Here is a 15,048-nt window from a genome sequence, read left to right as displayed (position 1 = left end):
ACAAACCCTTCCTTTCCTTTTGGAATCAGCATGAAATTGAAAACTCTCGCCGCCCTCGTGGCCGCGGCTTTTGCAGTCCCTGCGGTCATGGCTTCTGCCAGCGGCATCGTCATCAGCCAGGTTTATGGCGGTGGCGGCAATACCGGCGCCACGATCAAGAACGATTTCATTGAGATCTTCAATGCGGGTCAGAGCGCCGTGAACATCGGCGGCTGGTCGGTGCAATATGGCGCCAAGGCCGGCACCAGCTGGCAGGTCACCGCGATTCCTGCCAACACCGTGTTGGAGCCGGGCCGTTATTTCCTGATCGCCCAAGGCGCAGGCACGGGCGGCACGCTGCTGACCGGTGACGTGAACGCCGGCATCCTCATGTCCGGCACCGACGGCAAGGTCGCCCTGGCGTCTTCCATCACCCCCTTGAACGGTGCCAACCCCAGCGGTGGCAGCTTGGTGGATTTGGTGGGCTATGGCGCCGTCAATGGCAGCGAAGCCAGCGCGACGCCGGCACTGAGCAACACCACCGCCGCCCAGCGCAAGAACGCGGGTTGCCTGGATACCGACAACAACAGCGGCGACTTCAATGTCGCCGCCCCCACACCGCGCAGCCTGGCCACGCCGGCCAATGTCTGCGGCGGCGTGGTTCCGCCGTTGGACAAGCCCATCGTGCCGGTCTGCCCCGACACCAATGTCACCGCTGGCACCGCCACCCGCTTCAGCGTCAGCGCCAGCGATGCCGACAGCATCGTCAACTCGGCGGCCATCAGCGGCAGCTGGCCCGCAGCTTTCACTTTGGGCCGTTTCACGCCTGCCACCGCCGATGGCGGCACGGCCACTCAAGAAATTGAAGTCGCCAGCAGCGTGGCTGGTGGCAGCTACAGCCTGAACCTGAACTGGGCCAATAACGAAGCGCAAACCGCCAGCTGCGCCATCAAGGTGACGGCCGCCGGCTTCACACCCATCTACAGCATCCAAGGCAGCGGCGACAAGAGCCCGATGGACGGCGCGACCGTCAGCACCGGCGGCATCGTCACCTACCTCACCTCGACCGGCTTCTACATGCAAGACCGCCTCGGTGATGGTGACCCTGCCACTTCGGACGGCATCTTTGTCTACACCGTCAGCGCGCCCTCCGTCAGCGTCGGCCAAGAAGTTCGCTTGAGCGGCTTGGTGACCGAGTTCACTTCGGGCAAGAGCTCCATCACTCAGCTGAAAAACATCACCGGCTTGTCCGTGGCCAGCAGCGGCAATGCCGTGGCACCCATCGCCGTCAATTTGGCCACGCTGCCCAGCGGCGGCCTGGAAGCCTATGAAGGCATGCTGGTCAATCTGACCGGCCCGGTGATGGTTCAGCAGAACTACTTCCTGGGTCGCTATGGTCAGCTGACCTTGGCCGCCGGTGGTCGCTTGTTGAACCCCACCAATGTGATGCGCCCCGGACCGGATGCGCAGGCCCTGGCCAAGGCCAATCTGGACCGCGCCATCATCTTGGACGATAACAACGGCGCTCAGAACCCGAACCCGGTGCCTTTCATCGGCGAGGACATGACGGTGCGCGCTGGCGACACCATCGAGTCGCTGACCGGTGTGATCGACTACGGCCCAGCCACCAGCAACACCAGCACTGGCGCGTATATGTACCGCCTGCAGCCGGTCGGCAAGCCAGTGTTCGCACGCAGCAACCCGCGCTCGGCCACAGCCCCTGCGGTCGGCGGCAATGTGCGCATCGCCAGTGCCAATGTCTTGAACTACTTCACCACCTTCACCAACGGCCAAACTGCTGACGGCAAGACCGGCCAAGGTTGCAGCCTGGGCGGTGCGGTGTCGGCCGCCAACTGCCGCGGTGCCGACAACCTGAATGAGTTCAACCGTCAGCGCAACAAGCTGGTGGCTTCGATCAGCACCATGAACGCCGATGTGGTGGGTCTGATGGAGATCCAAAACAATGGCAATGTGGCGCTGCAGAACCTGGTCGATGGCCTGAACACGGCCATGGGTGCAGGCACTTACGCCGCAGCCCCATTGCCTGCAGACACCGGTGACGACGCCATCCGCGTGGCCATGATCTACAAGCCCGCCAAGCTCAAGCTGATTGGCTCGACCTTGTCGGACACCGACCCGGTCAACAACCGCCCGACCTATGCCCAAGGCTTCCAGGCGCCGAACGGTGAGCGCTTCGCGGTGGTGGTCAATCACCTCAAGTCCAAGAGCTGCAGCGGCGCTGCCGGCGTGGACGCTGACCAGGGCGATCTGCAAGGCTGCTACAACGCCCACCGCGTCGAGCAAGCCAAGCGCCTGCGGACCTTTGTGTCTCAAGTGCAAGTCACGGCTGGCACGCAAGACGTGGTCTTGCTGGGTGACTTCAATGCTTATGCGCAAGAAGATCCTATCCATCAACTGACCAGCGATGGCGCCATCGTCGATCTGGTCGGCCAGTTTGACCCGGCCGATTACTCCTATGTGTTCGACGGCTTCGCTGGCCGCTTGGACCACGGTTTCGGCACGCCGTCCATCGTCTCCAAGGTCAGCTACGCCACTTCTTGGCACATCAATGCGGATGAGCCGACGGTGATTGACTACAACACCGAGTTCAACCCCGCCGGCTACTACCAGCCGACAGCGTTCAAGTCCTCTGACCATGATCCGATGGTGCTGGGCTTGAATCTGGTCAAGAACATCAAGGGCACGAATGCCAATGATGTGATCGTCGGCACGCCCGGTGATGATGTGATCGAAGGCGGTCTGGGTCGTGACACCCTGACGGGCAACGGCGGTCGTGATCAGTTCGTCTACAACACCGGCGCCGATGGCCTAGACACCATTACTGACTTCAAACCGGGCGTCGATCTGCTGGTCTTCACGGGCTTGTTGCGCAACGTCGGCATCAACAGCAACGATCCATTGGCCCAGGGCTTTGTGACCTGCTCGACATCCGCCGGTGGCGCGCTGATCGGTTATGACCCCGATGGCTCGGCTGGATTTGCCAAGTCGCGTCCGGTGGTTACGCTCAAGGGTGTGGCATGCGCTGCCGTGCAAGCCAATAGCTTCAAGTTCTAATTCGAGGAGAACCCATCATGATGTTCCGCAAATCCACCATCGCCCTGGCCTTGGGCCTGGCCAGCCTGGCAAGCCACGCCGCCAGCTTCAACTTCAATGTCTCGCTTGACTCTGGACCCTTGCTGGGACAGAGCTTCAGCGGCGAGTACAGCTACGCCGAAGCCGCGCCAAGCGGCACAGGCTTTCAGAGCCTGCTGCTCACCAGCTTCAGCCTGAACTTTCTGGGCCACAACTATGGCTTGGCTGACGCCACTGCGGCGCCGACGGCTGACTTCCAGAATGGCGTGTTCCTGGGTCTGAGCTATCAGTACGATACGCCCGCTGCGGTGCTGACCTTGAACTCGGGCAGTGAAGACGTTAGCGATGCGTACTTCTTCTACAAGCCCGCACTTGGCGATGCGAGCGGAGGTAGCTTCGCCATCAGCGCCGTGCCCGAGCCCTCGACCTGGGCTCTGGGCCTGGCTGGTTTGGCCGTGGTGGGCAGCATCGCTCGCCGTCGTCGCCAGCAAGCCTGATGTGAGCGCCCGAGAGGGCGCTTTGCTGAACCACCGAACTAACGATCGGTCACGGCCGGAACGCTCTTGCAGCGCTCCGGCCGTTTTACTTTTCGCTGGGCCGAGTTCAGAGTCTGCTGCTGCTGCGCAAGGCATCCAGGCGCAAGGCGATGCGCTGCTGCAAATCGCTCAATTCGCGCATCAGCAGCTGTCGCTCGGCTTCGTCGCTGCACTGCGTGATCGAGTCTTGCAAGGCCGCACGGCGATGAAAGAGTTCGACCTCGGGCGGCGCCATGCCGGCGTTCTTCAAGACCTTGAAGGGCATGCGCAGGCCATCCGGCGTGGCCTCCCAGCCGGCGTCTTCCTGCAGCGGCTTGCCGAAACTCTCGGCCAGTTTCAACTCCCCAGACTTCAGCGCTTCTTGGAGATGGCGGGCAATCTCATCGTCTTGCATGGCGGGCTTTTGCGGTGACTCATCAATAGGTGCGTCCGCCCTTGAACTGCGCGTGCTGGCGGCGCTGCAAGGTGGTGCTGCGGCTCATGGCCGCGAAGCTGACGCTAGCGTGGGCGTGCATGATGGCCAGACCCAGGGCGTCGGCCGCGTCCTTGCCGGGCTCAGACGGCAAGTTCAAGAGCCTTTGCACCATGTGCTGCACCTGTTCTTTCTTGGCATGGCCGTTGCCGACGATGGCCTTCTTCATCTGCAAGGCGGTGTACTCCGACACCGGCAGATCCTTGGACACCAAGGCGGTGATCGCCGCGCCGCGCGCTTGGCCCAGCAATAGCGTCGACTGCGGGTTGACGTTGACGAAGACGATCTCCACCGCCGCGCACTGCGCCTGGTAGCGTTCGGTGACTTCCCGGACGCCGTCAAAAATGATCTTCAAACGGCCCGGCAGATCGCCAGTCGCCACCGCGCTGGTCTTGATGGTGCCACTGGCCACATAGCTCAGCCTCGGCCCATCAGCGTCGATGACGCCAAAACCCGTTGTTTGTAAGCCGGGGTCAATGCCGAGGATGCGCAAGGGAGTGAGTCCGAAAAAGGGTGAGACAGTGAAAGGGTTTCAGTGGCGGCTCATGTCCGCGCAGCGGACGTGAAGGCGCGCCAGCGCCGGGCCAAAGCTAAAACCCGTTGTTTGTAAGCCGGGGTCAATGCCAAGAATTCTCATGCCGCAAGTGTCGCAGGCTGCGGCCGTGAATCAGAGCGAGAGCTTGAAATACCAGCGCACCGAATGGAAGAACACCGGGGCGGCGAAGCAGAGCACGGCGATGCGGTCCAAGAGCCCCACGGCGCCGGTGATGGAGCTGAGGTTGCCCCAGCTGCGCACGCCCGCGTCGCGCTTCAGCGCCAGCATCACCAGGCCGCCAAAGCTGCCGGCGCCGGCGGCAATGAAGGCCATGGCCATGGCTTGCAGCGCGTCAAAAGGCGTGATCCAAAACAGCGCCGAGCCCATCAAGGCCGCACCCAGGCTGCCCAGCCACCAGGCTCGCATGGAGAACTCTCGGCTGATGTGCCGGGCCACTGGGCGGCGGCGCAGGCGCCGGCTCGCCGCCAACTGCACAAACTGGCCAAAGGCCACCACCGCCACCAAGAAGAACAGCAAAAAGGCGCCGCGCCCCAAATAGCCCGGAAACTCCAGCAACAAGAGCGCCGGCGCATGCGAAAGCCCGTAGACGCAGACCATGATGCCCCACTGGATCTTGGCGTTACGTTCCAGATAACGTGCTGGGTCACCGGCCAGCGCGCTGGCCACCGGAATCGCCAGAAAGCTGTAGACCGGAATCAGCACCGAGAACAAATCAAAGTGCCGCCCGCCGGTCAGCGCGTACTGCAGCGGCAAGATGAAGAAAAAAGCCAAGATCAGGCTGCGGTGGTCGCCGCGCCGGGTGTGCAGCAAAGTGATGAACTCGCGCAGCGCCAAAAAACTCAAGATGCCGAAGAGCAGCGTGGCACCCAGCGGCCCCGACACCCAGGCACCCCAGAACACCGTGGCGCCAAACCACACCAGCTTCAACTCGCGCGCAAAGCGTTGGCGGCGTAAGTGCCTGGCTTGGCTTGCGGCGTCATCATCGTCAAGCTCGGCCTGCGTTTGCTCGCGCAAGCCGTTGATGAAGCTGCCGATGCTGGTCAAGAGCAAGAGGCCGAACAGGGTCACAAAGAGCAGGCCGATTTGCTCGGTGGCCGTCCAGCGGCTCAAGGGGTTAGGGGCGGTCAGCCAGCCGGGCATGGTGAGCGAGGTAAACAACATCAGTCCCAGCCTCCGCCCGGTTGCTGGGCCAGCACGGCGGCGCGGGCGCGTTCCAGAAAGGCGCGCTTGTCTTCGCCGGGCTGCAAGTGCAGCGGCGCGCCGAAAGTGACGGTGCACAAAATCGGCACCGGCACCACCTCGCCCTTGGGCATGACGCGCTGCACATTGTCGATCCAGGTGGGGATCAGCTTGACCTGCGGGAACTGCTCGGCCAAGTGATAAAGCCCCGCTTTGAAGACCTGCGGCTCACCTTTGCTGGAGCGCGTGCCCTCGGGGAAGATCACCAGCGAGTCCCCCTGGCGCAAGGCCTCGACCAGCGGCTCCAGCGGGTCTTCATCGGGCGTGGAGCGGGTGCGCGACACATAAATGGCATTGAACACCGCCGAGGTGATCCAGGCTTTGAGTGGGCTGCTGGTCCAGTAGTCGCGGGCGGCGATGGGGCGGGTTTGCGCCCTCAGCTCGCTGGGCAAGGCGGCCCAGATCAGCACCCAGTCAAAGTGGCTTTGATGGTTGGCAAAGTAAATGCGCTGCTCCGCCATCGGCGGGCAGCCTTTCCAATGGCCTTGTGCGCCAGTGATCAGGCGGGCCAGGGCGGCCAGCAATTGGCCGGTGGCAGAGGCGAGTGACATGGCCCCATATTAGTCGAGTCCATGTGACCGTTGCCACCGACTTGCAGCATTAGGGCCAAGCCCCAAAGCTCAGCGCTTGACCGCGCCAAACGGGTCGCCTGGCTTCCAAGCCGGCAGGGCCTCGGTGTCCGCGATAGCGCGGCCCAGATTGAGGGTGTATTGGGCTTGCTCGCGCATACCTGAGAGGTCCCAAGTCGGGTCGTAGGTGTCGCTGGCCTGGTGGTAGCGCGCGCCATAAGCGCGGCGCTTGGCGGCCAGGCTCTCGGCGTCGCCGATGTACTGGCTGCCGCTGCTGACCGAGAAGGCCGGCACGCCGGCCTTGGCGAAGCTGAAATGGTCGCTGCGGAAGTAGTAGCCGCCGGTGTCGATGCGTGGCGGCGCCACACTCAAGCCCATGTCGCTCGCAACGCGGCGGGCCACATCGATCAGATCGCTGCGCTCGCTGCCGCTGGCACCGATGTCGCGGGTGCGGCCGACGAAGTTGAGCGTGTCCAGGTTCAGCGCCGCCGCGGTCTTGGCCAGCGGCCAAAGCGGGTGCGCCGCATACCAGGCGCTGCCCAGCAGGCCTTGCTCCTCGGCGGCCACCCACAAAAACAACTGGCTGCGCCGCGCCGGCTGGCGCACCGCCGCCTGGGCCATGGCCAAGAGTGCTGCGCTGCCTGAGGCGTTGTCCACAGCACCATTGAAGATCACGGTCTTGTCGCCCTGCACCTGCTTGCCCAAATGGTCCCAATGGGCGCTGTAGATCAGCAACTCGTCTTTCAGCTGCGGGTCGGTGCCGGGCACGAGGGCGGCGATATTGTCTTGCTGCAGCGTGCGGCTGCGGGCCGCCAGCTTGCCGCTGAGTTTGAGTGCTAGGACCTGGGGCTTGAAGTCGCGGCCTTCGGCGGCGGCGCGTTGCTGGGCCAGGTCCAGGCCAGCGGCGGCAAACAGCTTTTGTGCGGCGCCTTCGCTCAGCCAGCCTTGCAAGGCCAGGCCCGGTTCTTTGCCGGCCAGCTGGAACTGCTCGGCCAAAGCGCCCTGGCTCACCACCGGCCAGCTGGTTTGGGTGGAGGCTTCGCTGTGGATGACCAGCACACCCTTGGCGCCACGCCGCAGTGCTTCCTCATACTTGTAGCCGCGCCGGCCATAGATGGTCATGGCCTTGCCGCCAAAGCGGTTCGGCTCGGCCTCGGTGGGGTAGGGGTCGTTGGCCAGCACGATCAGAATCTTGCCGCGCACATCCAGGCCCTTGAAGTCGTCCCAATTGCCTTCTTCCGGCGCGCTGATGCCGTAGCCGGCGAAGACCAACTCCGCATCTTCAAACACATTCAGCGCCTGCCCATTGCCGGTGGAAAACACCCAGTCCGTACCAAAGCTCAGGGGAAGGGCCGGCTTTTGATGAGCTGTTCTGACGCTCAGCTGGCTCTGCTCCAACAAGGTGCTGACCCCGATCAGCTGCACCGGCTGGCGGTAGCTCTTGCTTTGGCGGTTGCCCGGCTGCAGGCCCAGCGCTTGCACCTGAGTTTCCAGATACGCCACGGTCAGATCGCCGCCGCGTTGCCCGGTGCCTCGGCCCTCGAACAGGTCCGAGGCCAGCAGCGCCAGATGCGCGCGCAGCGGAGCTTCCTCCACTTGTGGCTGCGGGGTTTGACTTTGCGCCCAGCTCGGCGCCAGGCTCATGCCGAGGCAAGAAGCCAGGCTCAGTGCCAGCGGCCATGAGCCAGAAAAGAAGCGAGAGGTGTGGTGCATGATCCGTGCAAGTTAGCCGCTAGGGATTTGAAACATATCAGCTTGGCATTAGAGCCTGTGAAGTTCTGCTGGGTCTTGCGGGCTATCCCCAGTTCTGGCTTTGAGCGCTGGCCCTGCATTCCTGCACCTGTTTGTGACGCCTTCAATGCCTGCGCAAGGGCAAGTTGTGCGCAACTGCCCACAAAAATGCCAGAAACGCAAGGACAGTGGTGTGATTGGCACGCATCGAGGCTTTCACTCGCGCGATCCAAATGACACCATGGTTTCCACCAGGTGCTCGGAGTGCGCGACGCGTCAAGCAGTTTCGACGGGCCTCCATGCCCTGGCTTTGGGTGTCTCGCTTTTGGCGGCTTCGGTCGCCCAGGCGGGCTAGGCCTAGCCCTGGATACGTCCTCCCGGCGACCTTTGTAGATGGCAGATCGTGGCCCACAAGGGCGTTAATCTGCAGTACCGGGGCACTCTGGGTGGCGTGTCGGTCTCGGCAAATGCCTGGGCTGGCACCGAGACCGACAAAGACAATTGCATGCCCGACCAGGTCTATTGCGGCGACAAGACCGAAGTGACCTGGCAAGGCATCATGGGTGCTTACCTTGAATTCTGCACCGACTGGGGCTCGCTGCGCCTGGTGGCCTTGTCGAACTTGCTGGCTTGCGCGGCACAGGCCGAGCCCGTGGTCGTTGTCAAACCGCAGTTGAACAACAAGGCCAAGGCGGAAGAGGCCAAAGCCTTGTTTCTTGGCCAGACCATTTCTTTGCTCGGAGGGGGCGGTCCAGGTCGGGCTGCCAAGAGAGGGCAAGCTGCGCGAGGATTTTGTGGCCGGCTATGTGGGCAAGAACGAAAAGCAATACAAGGCCATCTGGACTCAGCTGATCTTCACGGGCAGGGCTCAAGCCCCCCAGCAATTTGACAATGAAGACGAGCTGAAGAAATGGGGGGCCAGCACGCCCAATGGCATGGGCATCCTGGACAGCAGCAAGGTCGACTCGACGGTCAAGGTTATCGACACCCAATAGTCCGGGCTGATCGGCCCCGGTGTTCGAGAGAGGTGAGGCCTTGTCGTGGCCTCAGTACTGCACGTTGTAACGCGCCCGTATGGCGCGCAACGCGCCCCGTGTTTCCAGCCGCTCTTGCGCAGCGTTGAGGCGCTGCACGTCCTCTTCGCTGACAGTTTTTTTGCTGAACATCAGATGGACGGGCGCGTTGGATGGGTGATAGGGCAGAGGCGCTAACTCCATCTTCAAGCGGCTGGCTTCCAAGAGCAAGGTTGCGTGGTCGGCCATGATCAGCTCGCCGCGCTCGCGCATCAGCATCAACAGGCCTTTTTCAAAAGTTTCGAAAGTTGAACTCAGCCGGGCCTCTTGCAGCCGGCCGATGTACTGCTCGTACTCGGGGCCAAACCAGCCGGCGTTGAGGCTCAGCAGGGCGATGCGCCGGCTCAGCAGGTCTTGAAATCCTGTGATGTCGCGGTAGAGCGCGAGCTTGGCGGGCAGTGTGAAGAAGCTCACCGTTTCCATGCGATAGGCGCGGCCGAACCAGGCAAACTCGCGCCGCTCCGGCGTGTCTGAGGCGCCGGGAATGATGTCGAGTTCGCCCGCTTTGAACATGGCATAGCGGCGATTGCGCGGCACGATTTCTGCCAGTTCCAGGCTGCAGCCGGCCTCCTTGAACACGGCGCGTATCAGCTCGATATCGGCGCCAACCGCCTCGCCTTTTTCATTGGGGTAAAAGTAGGGCGGCCATTCCATCATGGCCATACGCAGCGGTCGCGCGCAGGGCGCGGCTTGCGCCGCCAACGCCCACTGACACAGCAGCAAGGTCATCACCCCAAGCCGCCGCCATTGCCCAGAGATGCTTCGCGGAATGCAGTTGCTCGTGAACCCTGGCATGTGCCGGCTCCTGAAAGGGTAGAGATCGACGGTCCGCCCTATTTTGCATGGCCGACCCACCGGGGTCCACGGCCTTTGGCGCTATGCCTTGAAGCTGCGGGTTTCTTGGCCCTGGGGTTCAGCGGTGAGCGTCAAGCAATTGCGCAGCGGCCCAGCGTGCGTCGCTGGCCCGCTCAGGGCCGTCTTGCTCTGCCGCGGCGAGAGCCCCGTCAAACAAAACGGCCAGGGCTCGGGCGGTTTGCTTCGCGTCGCTAAGCGCGGCTGCTCCGCACCAGAGTTCCAACTGCCCTTGCAGCCACTGGCGCTGCAGGTTTGCCTGCTGGCGGGCCGGATGCCCGGCCTCCGGGAACTCCGCGACCAGATGTTGCACCGGGCAGCCGCGAAAGGTGTCTTGATTGACCCAATCCACCAGAAAGTCAAACAGGCGCATTGGCCGTTGCTCGGGCTCAACCGCCTCGACATAGGCCAGGATTTGCGCTTTGGCGTCCAAAGTTCGCCGCTCTATGCAGGCGGCCACCAACTCATCTTTGCTGCCGAAATGGGCGTACAGCGAAGCCTTGGCGGCGCCGGCCTCGGCCAGCACACGGTCGATGCCAACCGCCCGGAAACCCTCTTGGTAGAAGAGCCGGTCGGCACTGTCGATCAGTCGCTGGCGAACGCTGGCGGCATCTTTGTCTGTAGTGTTTTTTGAAGCCATGTGTTGACAATACAGACAAGTCTGTCTAAAGTCAAAACCAGAAATAGACAGACCGGTCTGTTTTGAATTGAACTTGATCGTGACAGAGGACTGAAAACATGGGATTCCAAATTGAAGGGGCCGTGGCCCTGGTGACGGGTGCCAACCGCGGTATTGGCGAGGCCTTGGTGGACGCTTTGTTCGCCAAAGGCGCGGCCAAGGTTTACGCCGGCGCAAGGCAGGTGTCTGAATTGGCGGCCTTGCAAGCCCGGCATGGAGACAAGCTGGTGCCTCTGCGTCTGGATGTGACGCAAGCAGCCGAGATCCAGGCTGCCGCCGAGCGCGCGCAAGATGTGACGCTGCTGATCAACAACGCCGGAGTTGCTGCGCATATGAGCCAGGACTTCGCGGACCCCAGTTGGCTGAGCGCCGGCCGGGTCGAGATGGACGTCAACTACTTCGGCACTTTGCAGATGATGCAAGCCTTTGCTCCTATCCTGGGGCGCAATGGTGGGGGCGGCATTGCCAATGTGAGCTCGGTCGCGTCCTTGGTGAGCTTTCCGCCCTTCATGTCTTACAGCGCGTCCAAGTCGGCCACCCACTCGGTCACCCAGGCTACACGCCTGGTGTTGGCCGCCCAGCGGACCCAAGTGTTCGGCATCTACCCAGGCCCTGTGGATACCCGCATGGCTGAGCATGTGCCATTTGAAAAAGCAAGCCCAGCCCTCGTTGCACAAACCATGGTGCGCGAGATCGAAGCGGGCGTGCAAGACATCTTCCCGGACCCGATAGCTCAAGAGTTCGGCCGCATTTGGCGTGGCGAGCCCAAAGCCTTGGAAGCCCATGTGGCTCAAATGATGGCGGCTTGAGATTCGAGCTTTGAACTGGAGTCTGCAAGCGTAGCTGGCCCAAGCTTATTGAGTTTTGCATGCTTGCTGAACTCGGCGGGGTCCGAAGCGGCTTGGCTAAGCGCTGGCAGCTGAGGCTGTGAGGGGTCAGGTCTTGCCTTGAGATTTAAGGCCTGACCCCGGCTGTGTTTTTAAGGCCTGACCCCGGCTGTGTTTTCACCCCGGCTGTGTTTATGCGGGCGACCTTGGAATCGAAAAGGGCCGATGTTGGCCCCCGAATAGGTTAAAGCTGCTGCACTGTAGGCAAGGCGCGTTCCTTCCTCAAGCCACCGAAGACAGACTGCATTTGGGTGTGACAGGCTGCGCCAAAGACGGCGCAGAGGCGATGGCGAGGGAATTCAGGGACAGGTCTTGTTTTTGGATTTAAGACTTGCTCCCGAGTTCATAGCAATGGGGTTTGCGCCTTGACTGCCGAGACTTGGCCAGCCCGGTTCAGCGCGCCTCTGCCAAGCCTTCCGCCAGCGCCTCAAACACCGCCCGAATCCGCCGCGAGGTGCGCAACTCGCGGTGCGTCACCAGCCAGACGGGGAAGCGCACCGGCGGCACTTCATCCAACACGCGAACCAAGCCCGGCGTGCTTTGGGCAATCTCGTCCATCATGACGCCGATGCCCATGCCCTGCTGCACCAGGGCTAGGTGGGGGATGGAGTGATCGCAGTAGCAGCTGAAGTTGGCCTCGGTGAGCGGCAGGCCGTGCTGGCGCAGATAGCCCAAGAACTGGCCGCTGCGATCGGAGCCCACAAAGGGCAGGCGGGCGGCCTCTTCGGTGCTGCGCGGATGGCCGTTTGCCTGGACCCAGTCTTCGGAGGCGTAGAAACCGGCCGTCGCCTCGCGGATCAGGCGCGCGATCAGGTCGGGCTGATCGGGCTTGACGTGGCGAATCGCGATATCGGCCTCGCGGCGCAAGAGGTCGCTCAGCGCATTGGATGAGATCACCTCAATGGCAATGCCGGGCACCTGCTTGCGCAACTGCCGCACCAGTGGCGGCAGCAGGTGCGCGGCCACCGCGTCGCTGGCCGAGACTGACACCACGCCCTCAATGGCCTGAGCGCGGCCGGTGGCCGCCAAGCCCATGGCCTCGGCCGCAGCGCCCATGGCGCGGGCATGTTCGAGCAGTTCCATGCCGGTGGTGGAGAGCACCATGGCCTTGCCCACCCGTTCGAACAAGGTCACGCCCATGCGCTGCTCAATGGCCGCCACCTGGCGGCTCAGCGTCGGCTGGGTCAGGCCCAGCTTGCGCGCCGCTGCCGACAGCGAGCCGGTCTCCGCCGTCTCCAAAAAGGCCCTGAGCTGGTTCCAATCCAGTTTGTCCATACGCCAATGTATATGTCCTGTGCAGATTTCGGCGTTTTCAGCGAACTGATGCATAGATAGTATGCAGCGGTCTTCTCCATCCCGGATTCCGTCCGCAGCCTCTATGTCGTCTCCCACCCTTGCCCCGCGCGCCGAAACGGGTGCGACAGCGCCCGCCAATCCCGCCGCTGTCGCCCGCAAAGCGCGCTTTTGGGACCGCATCGCCCGCAAGTACGCGACCGACCCGATTGCCGATATGGCCGGCTACGAGGCCACGCTGGCCCGTGTTCAGGGCTTGCTCTCGGCCGAGCAAACGGTCTTGGAACTGGGCTGCGGCACCGGCAGCACCGCGCTGCGTTTGGCGCCCGGCACGCGGCACTTCCTGGCGACCGATGTGTCGAGCCGCATGATTGAGATTGCGCGAGAGAAGCTGGCCTCCAATCCTGTGCCGCAGCTGAACTTCGCGCTGGCCGATGCCGACGCGCCCGAGTTCGCGCCCGGCGCTTATGACGCGGTGCTGGCCTTCAATCTGCTGCACCTGGTGAGCGACCTCGACCAGGCGCTGAGCGTCGCGGTGCAAGCCCTGCGGCCGGGCGGCCTCTTGATCTCCAAGACGGCCTGCATCGGCGAGATGAACCCGCTCATCCCCTACCTTGCGTTGCCGCTGATGCGCGCCATCGGCAAAGCGCCGCATGTGCTGTGCTTCAAACAGCCACAGCTGCTGGCGGCCTTTGCGCGCCAGGGCTTGGAGGTCTTGAGTGTTGAGCGGCACGGCACGCGGGGCAAAGACATCCGCGCCTTCATCGTGGCGCGCAAGCCGAGCTGATACCGCCGGCGTGTTGCGGGCTTCAGCCCGCCTGTCTATCGGGGCAATGGCATGTCGAGCTGGTCCCAGCCGTAGGCCGCAGCCACTCGGCTGCGGATCTCACCGATCGCCGCGCCGCCTTGGTCGCCGTTGGTCATGATGACCACGCCTTAGCCCTTGAGCACATGGCCGGTCAGGTCGCACTGAAAGCCCCAGTTGGAGCCGCCGTGCATGAAGTACCAGCCCTGGCCGCGCATCTCCAGCTGCAATCCCACGGCAAACGGGCCGCTGCCCACGGGGCTGCTCATCTCGAGCGCGCCATGTTGCGTCAACACCTTGCCCTTGGGTCCGCGCCGCGCCTGCTGCACTTCGATCATGTAGCGCGCCAGATCCGAAGGCGTGGTCCACAGCCCCGCCGCCGCTTGCTCCGGGTAGACATGCCAGGGCGCACCCATGCGCTCACCTTTGTGGTTATGTGCATAGGCCAGGCGCGGCGCCCAATCGGCGCGCGGCGGCTGCTGAAAGCTGCTGCCCGTCATCCCCAAGGGCGCAAGCACCGTGCTTTGCATCAGCTCGGCAAAAGGCTGGCCCGACAAATCGGTGAGGGCCTGCTGCATGATGAGCGAGCCGCCGCCGGAATACTTCGCCGCTTGGTAGGGTGGGCGGCTGAAGCGCACACCGCTCACATTGGCGAGCTTGTTGTCCCCTTGAATGATTTGCACCACGCTGGGCAGGGGCGCATCGGGCGCATAGCCGGGGAAGCCAAAGCCATCGTCCGAGCCTGAGGTGTGGCTCAAGAGCGCGCGCGGCGTGACCGGCTGCGTGCGGGTCAGCTCTGTTTGCGGCACCTTCCAGGCGCGCAGCATCGTGTTGACATCGGCATCCAGCGATAAGCGGCCGTCTTGCGCCAGCTTCACTGCTGCCATGGCCATCACCGGTTTAGAGATCGACGCGGCCTGGAAGGCCGTGTTCACATCCACCGCCCGCCCCGTTTCCACATCGGCCACGCCATAAGCCTTGGCCCAGTGGATTTTGAAGTCCTTCACCACTGCGATGCTCAGGCCCGGCACGCCAAACTTCTTCATGACCTCTTGCAGCGTCAAGCCATCAAGCTTGCCGCGGTTCGAGGCTTGTGCGGATTCGATTTGGGCGATCAGCGGGGCGGCGGCAGCAGCAGTTGCTGATGCTTCTGACGCTTCAATAGCTGGCGCGGCCTGGGCTGTGGAAAGTGTTGCCGTCGCGGCCAGTGCGAGCAGAAGAGCCAGGGGCTTGTGTTGAGGCATGAAGGGCACTCCGAGTGATGGCGAAGTTAGATCGAAAGCA

The 15,048-nt window shown here is 63.0% G+C and carries 14 protein-coding genes; 5 read left to right on the top strand and 9 right to left on the bottom strand.

From position 1 onward, the window contains the following. Positions 1-30: 30 nt before the first annotated feature. Together LNV06_RS06740 and LNV06_RS06735 are read left to right on the top strand one after the other, a co-directional pair. Positions 31-3,054: an ExeM/NucH family extracellular endonuclease gene (locus LNV06_RS06740; protein ID WP_263537433.1), complete on the top strand. Its 3,024-nt coding sequence runs from the start codon at positions 31-33 to the stop codon at positions 3,052-3,054. Positions 3,055-3,071: 17 nt separating this feature from the next. Continuing rightward, the gene (locus LNV06_RS06735; protein WP_263537432.1) at positions 3,072-3,569 is read left to right on the top strand and encodes a PEP-CTERM sorting domain-containing protein; all 498 of its coding nucleotides are present in this window, start codon (positions 3,072-3,074) and stop codon (positions 3,567-3,569) included. Positions 3,570-3,675: 106 nt separating this feature from the next. Here the strand turns inward: LNV06_RS06735 and LNV06_RS06730 are convergent, their stop codons facing one another. From LNV06_RS06730 to LNV06_RS06710, 5 genes are all read right to left on the bottom strand, one after another. Then, entirely contained in the window at positions 3,676-4,002 is a 327-nt protein-coding gene (locus tag LNV06_RS06730) for a DnaJ family domain-containing protein (protein WP_263537431.1), read from the bottom strand. A gap of 22 nt (positions 4,003-4,024) precedes the next feature. Further along, positions 4,025-4,573 carry a crossover junction endodeoxyribonuclease RuvC gene (ruvC, locus tag LNV06_RS06725; RefSeq protein ID WP_263537430.1) on the bottom strand — a complete coding sequence of 183 codons (549 nt, stop codon included), beginning with the start codon at positions 4,571-4,573 and terminating at the stop codon, positions 4,025-4,027. A gap of 174 nt (positions 4,574-4,747) precedes the next feature. Next, positions 4,748-5,797, bottom strand: a complete 1,050-nt coding sequence (locus LNV06_RS06720) for a phosphatidate cytidylyltransferase (protein ID WP_411970065.1) — start codon at positions 5,795-5,797, stop codon at positions 4,748-4,750. After that, positions 5,797-6,426, bottom strand: a complete 630-nt coding sequence (locus tag LNV06_RS06715; RefSeq protein ID WP_263537429.1) for a lysophospholipid acyltransferase family protein — start codon at positions 6,424-6,426, stop codon at positions 5,797-5,799. The genes LNV06_RS06720 and LNV06_RS06715 overlap by 1 nt, the downstream gene beginning before the upstream one ends. A gap of 69 nt (positions 6,427-6,495) precedes the next feature. Beyond that, the gene (locus LNV06_RS06710; protein ID WP_411970064.1) at positions 6,496-8,157 is read right to left on the bottom strand and encodes a M28 family peptidase; all 1,662 of its coding nucleotides are present in this window, start codon (positions 8,155-8,157) and stop codon (positions 6,496-6,498) included. 734 nt (positions 8,158-8,891) lie between these two features. Between LNV06_RS06710 and LNV06_RS06705 the strand changes: the two genes are divergently transcribed. Next, a complete protein-coding gene (locus tag LNV06_RS06705) occupies positions 8,892-9,170 on the top strand; it encodes a hypothetical protein (protein ID WP_263537428.1) in 279 nt (92 codons plus the stop codon). A 51-nt stretch (positions 9,171-9,221) separates the two neighbouring features. Here the strand turns inward: LNV06_RS06705 and LNV06_RS06700 are convergent, their stop codons facing one another. Both LNV06_RS06700 and LNV06_RS06695 read right to left on the bottom strand, forming a co-directional pair. Next, positions 9,222-10,043 (bottom strand): substrate-binding periplasmic protein, encoded by an 822-nt coding sequence (locus tag LNV06_RS06700; protein WP_263537427.1) that lies wholly within the window; start codon positions 10,041-10,043, stop codon positions 9,222-9,224. Positions 10,044-10,161: 118 nt separating this feature from the next. After that, the gene (locus tag LNV06_RS06695; RefSeq protein ID WP_263537426.1) at positions 10,162-10,740 is read right to left on the bottom strand and encodes a TetR/AcrR family transcriptional regulator; all 579 of its coding nucleotides are present in this window, start codon (positions 10,738-10,740) and stop codon (positions 10,162-10,164) included. Between the two features lie 98 nt (positions 10,741-10,838). Here LNV06_RS06695 and LNV06_RS06690 point away from each other — a divergent pair, with 98 nt between their 5' ends. Then, complete coding sequence (locus tag LNV06_RS06690) at positions 10,839-11,588, top strand: SDR family oxidoreductase (protein ID WP_263537425.1); 750 nt, start codon at positions 10,839-10,841, stop codon at positions 11,586-11,588. A gap of 471 nt (positions 11,589-12,059) precedes the next feature. On the opposite strand, the gene LNV06_RS06685 is transcribed toward LNV06_RS06690, so the two are convergent. Next, a complete protein-coding gene (locus LNV06_RS06685; protein ID WP_263537424.1) occupies positions 12,060-12,941 on the bottom strand; it encodes a LysR family transcriptional regulator in 882 nt (293 codons plus the stop codon). A gap of 103 nt (positions 12,942-13,044) precedes the next feature. On the opposite strand from LNV06_RS06685, the gene LNV06_RS06680 reads away from it, so the two are divergent. Next, entirely contained in the window at positions 13,045-13,746 is a 702-nt protein-coding gene (locus tag LNV06_RS06680) for a class I SAM-dependent methyltransferase (protein ID WP_263537423.1), read from the top strand. Positions 13,747-13,895: 149 nt separating this feature from the next. On the opposite strand, the gene LNV06_RS06675 is transcribed toward LNV06_RS06680, so the two are convergent. After that, entirely contained in the window at positions 13,896-15,008 is a 1,113-nt protein-coding gene (locus LNV06_RS06675) for a serine hydrolase domain-containing protein (protein WP_263537422.1), read from the bottom strand. Positions 15,009-15,048 lie beyond the last annotated feature (40 nt).

The organism is Paucibacter sp. Y2R2-4, assembly GCF_025717535.1.
In the GTDB taxonomy this organism is placed as follows: Bacteria; Pseudomonadota; Gammaproteobacteria; order Burkholderiales; family Burkholderiaceae_C; genus Paucibacter_A.
The sequence above is the reverse complement of the archived record's forward strand: the minus strand, read 5'-3'. Positions and strand labels throughout refer to the sequence as shown.

Excerpts from the sequence above, each read along its gene's own strand:
- LNV06_RS06740 (WP_263537433.1), top strand. The coding sequence starts at position 31 with ATGAAATTGAAAACTCTCGCCGCCCTCGTGGCCGCGGCTTTTGCAGTC.
- LNV06_RS06735 (WP_263537432.1), top strand. The coding sequence starts at position 3,072 with ATGATGTTCCGCAAATCCACCATCGCCCTGGCCTTGGGCCTGGCCAGC.
- LNV06_RS06730 (WP_263537431.1), bottom strand. The coding sequence starts at position 4,002 with ATGCAAGACGATGAGATTGCCCGCCATCTCCAAGAAGCGCTGAAGTCT.
- LNV06_RS06720 (WP_411970065.1), bottom strand. The coding sequence starts at position 5,797 with ATGTTGTTTACCTCGCTCACCATGCCCGGCTGGCTGACCGCCCCTAAC.
- LNV06_RS06715 (WP_263537429.1), bottom strand. The coding sequence starts at position 6,426 with ATGTCACTCGCCTCTGCCACCGGCCAATTGCTGGCCGCCCTGGCCCGC.
- LNV06_RS06710 (WP_411970064.1), bottom strand. The coding sequence starts at position 8,157 with ATGCACCACACCTCTCGCTTCTTTTCTGGCTCATGGCCGCTGGCACTG.
- LNV06_RS06700 (WP_263537427.1), bottom strand. The coding sequence starts at position 10,043 with ATGCCAGGGTTCACGAGCAACTGCATTCCGCGAAGCATCTCTGGGCAA.
- LNV06_RS06695 (WP_263537426.1), bottom strand. The coding sequence starts at position 10,740 with ATGGCTTCAAAAAACACTACAGACAAAGATGCCGCCAGCGTTCGCCAG.
- LNV06_RS06690 (WP_263537425.1), top strand. The coding sequence starts at position 10,839 with ATGGGATTCCAAATTGAAGGGGCCGTGGCCCTGGTGACGGGTGCCAAC.
- LNV06_RS06685 (WP_263537424.1), bottom strand. The coding sequence starts at position 12,941 with ATGGACAAACTGGATTGGAACCAGCTCAGGGCCTTTTTGGAGACGGCG.
- LNV06_RS06680 (WP_263537423.1), top strand. The coding sequence starts at position 13,045 with ATGTCGTCTCCCACCCTTGCCCCGCGCGCCGAAACGGGTGCGACAGCG.
- LNV06_RS06675 (WP_263537422.1), bottom strand. The coding sequence starts at position 15,008 with ATGCCTCAACACAAGCCCCTGGCTCTTCTGCTCGCACTGGCCGCGACG.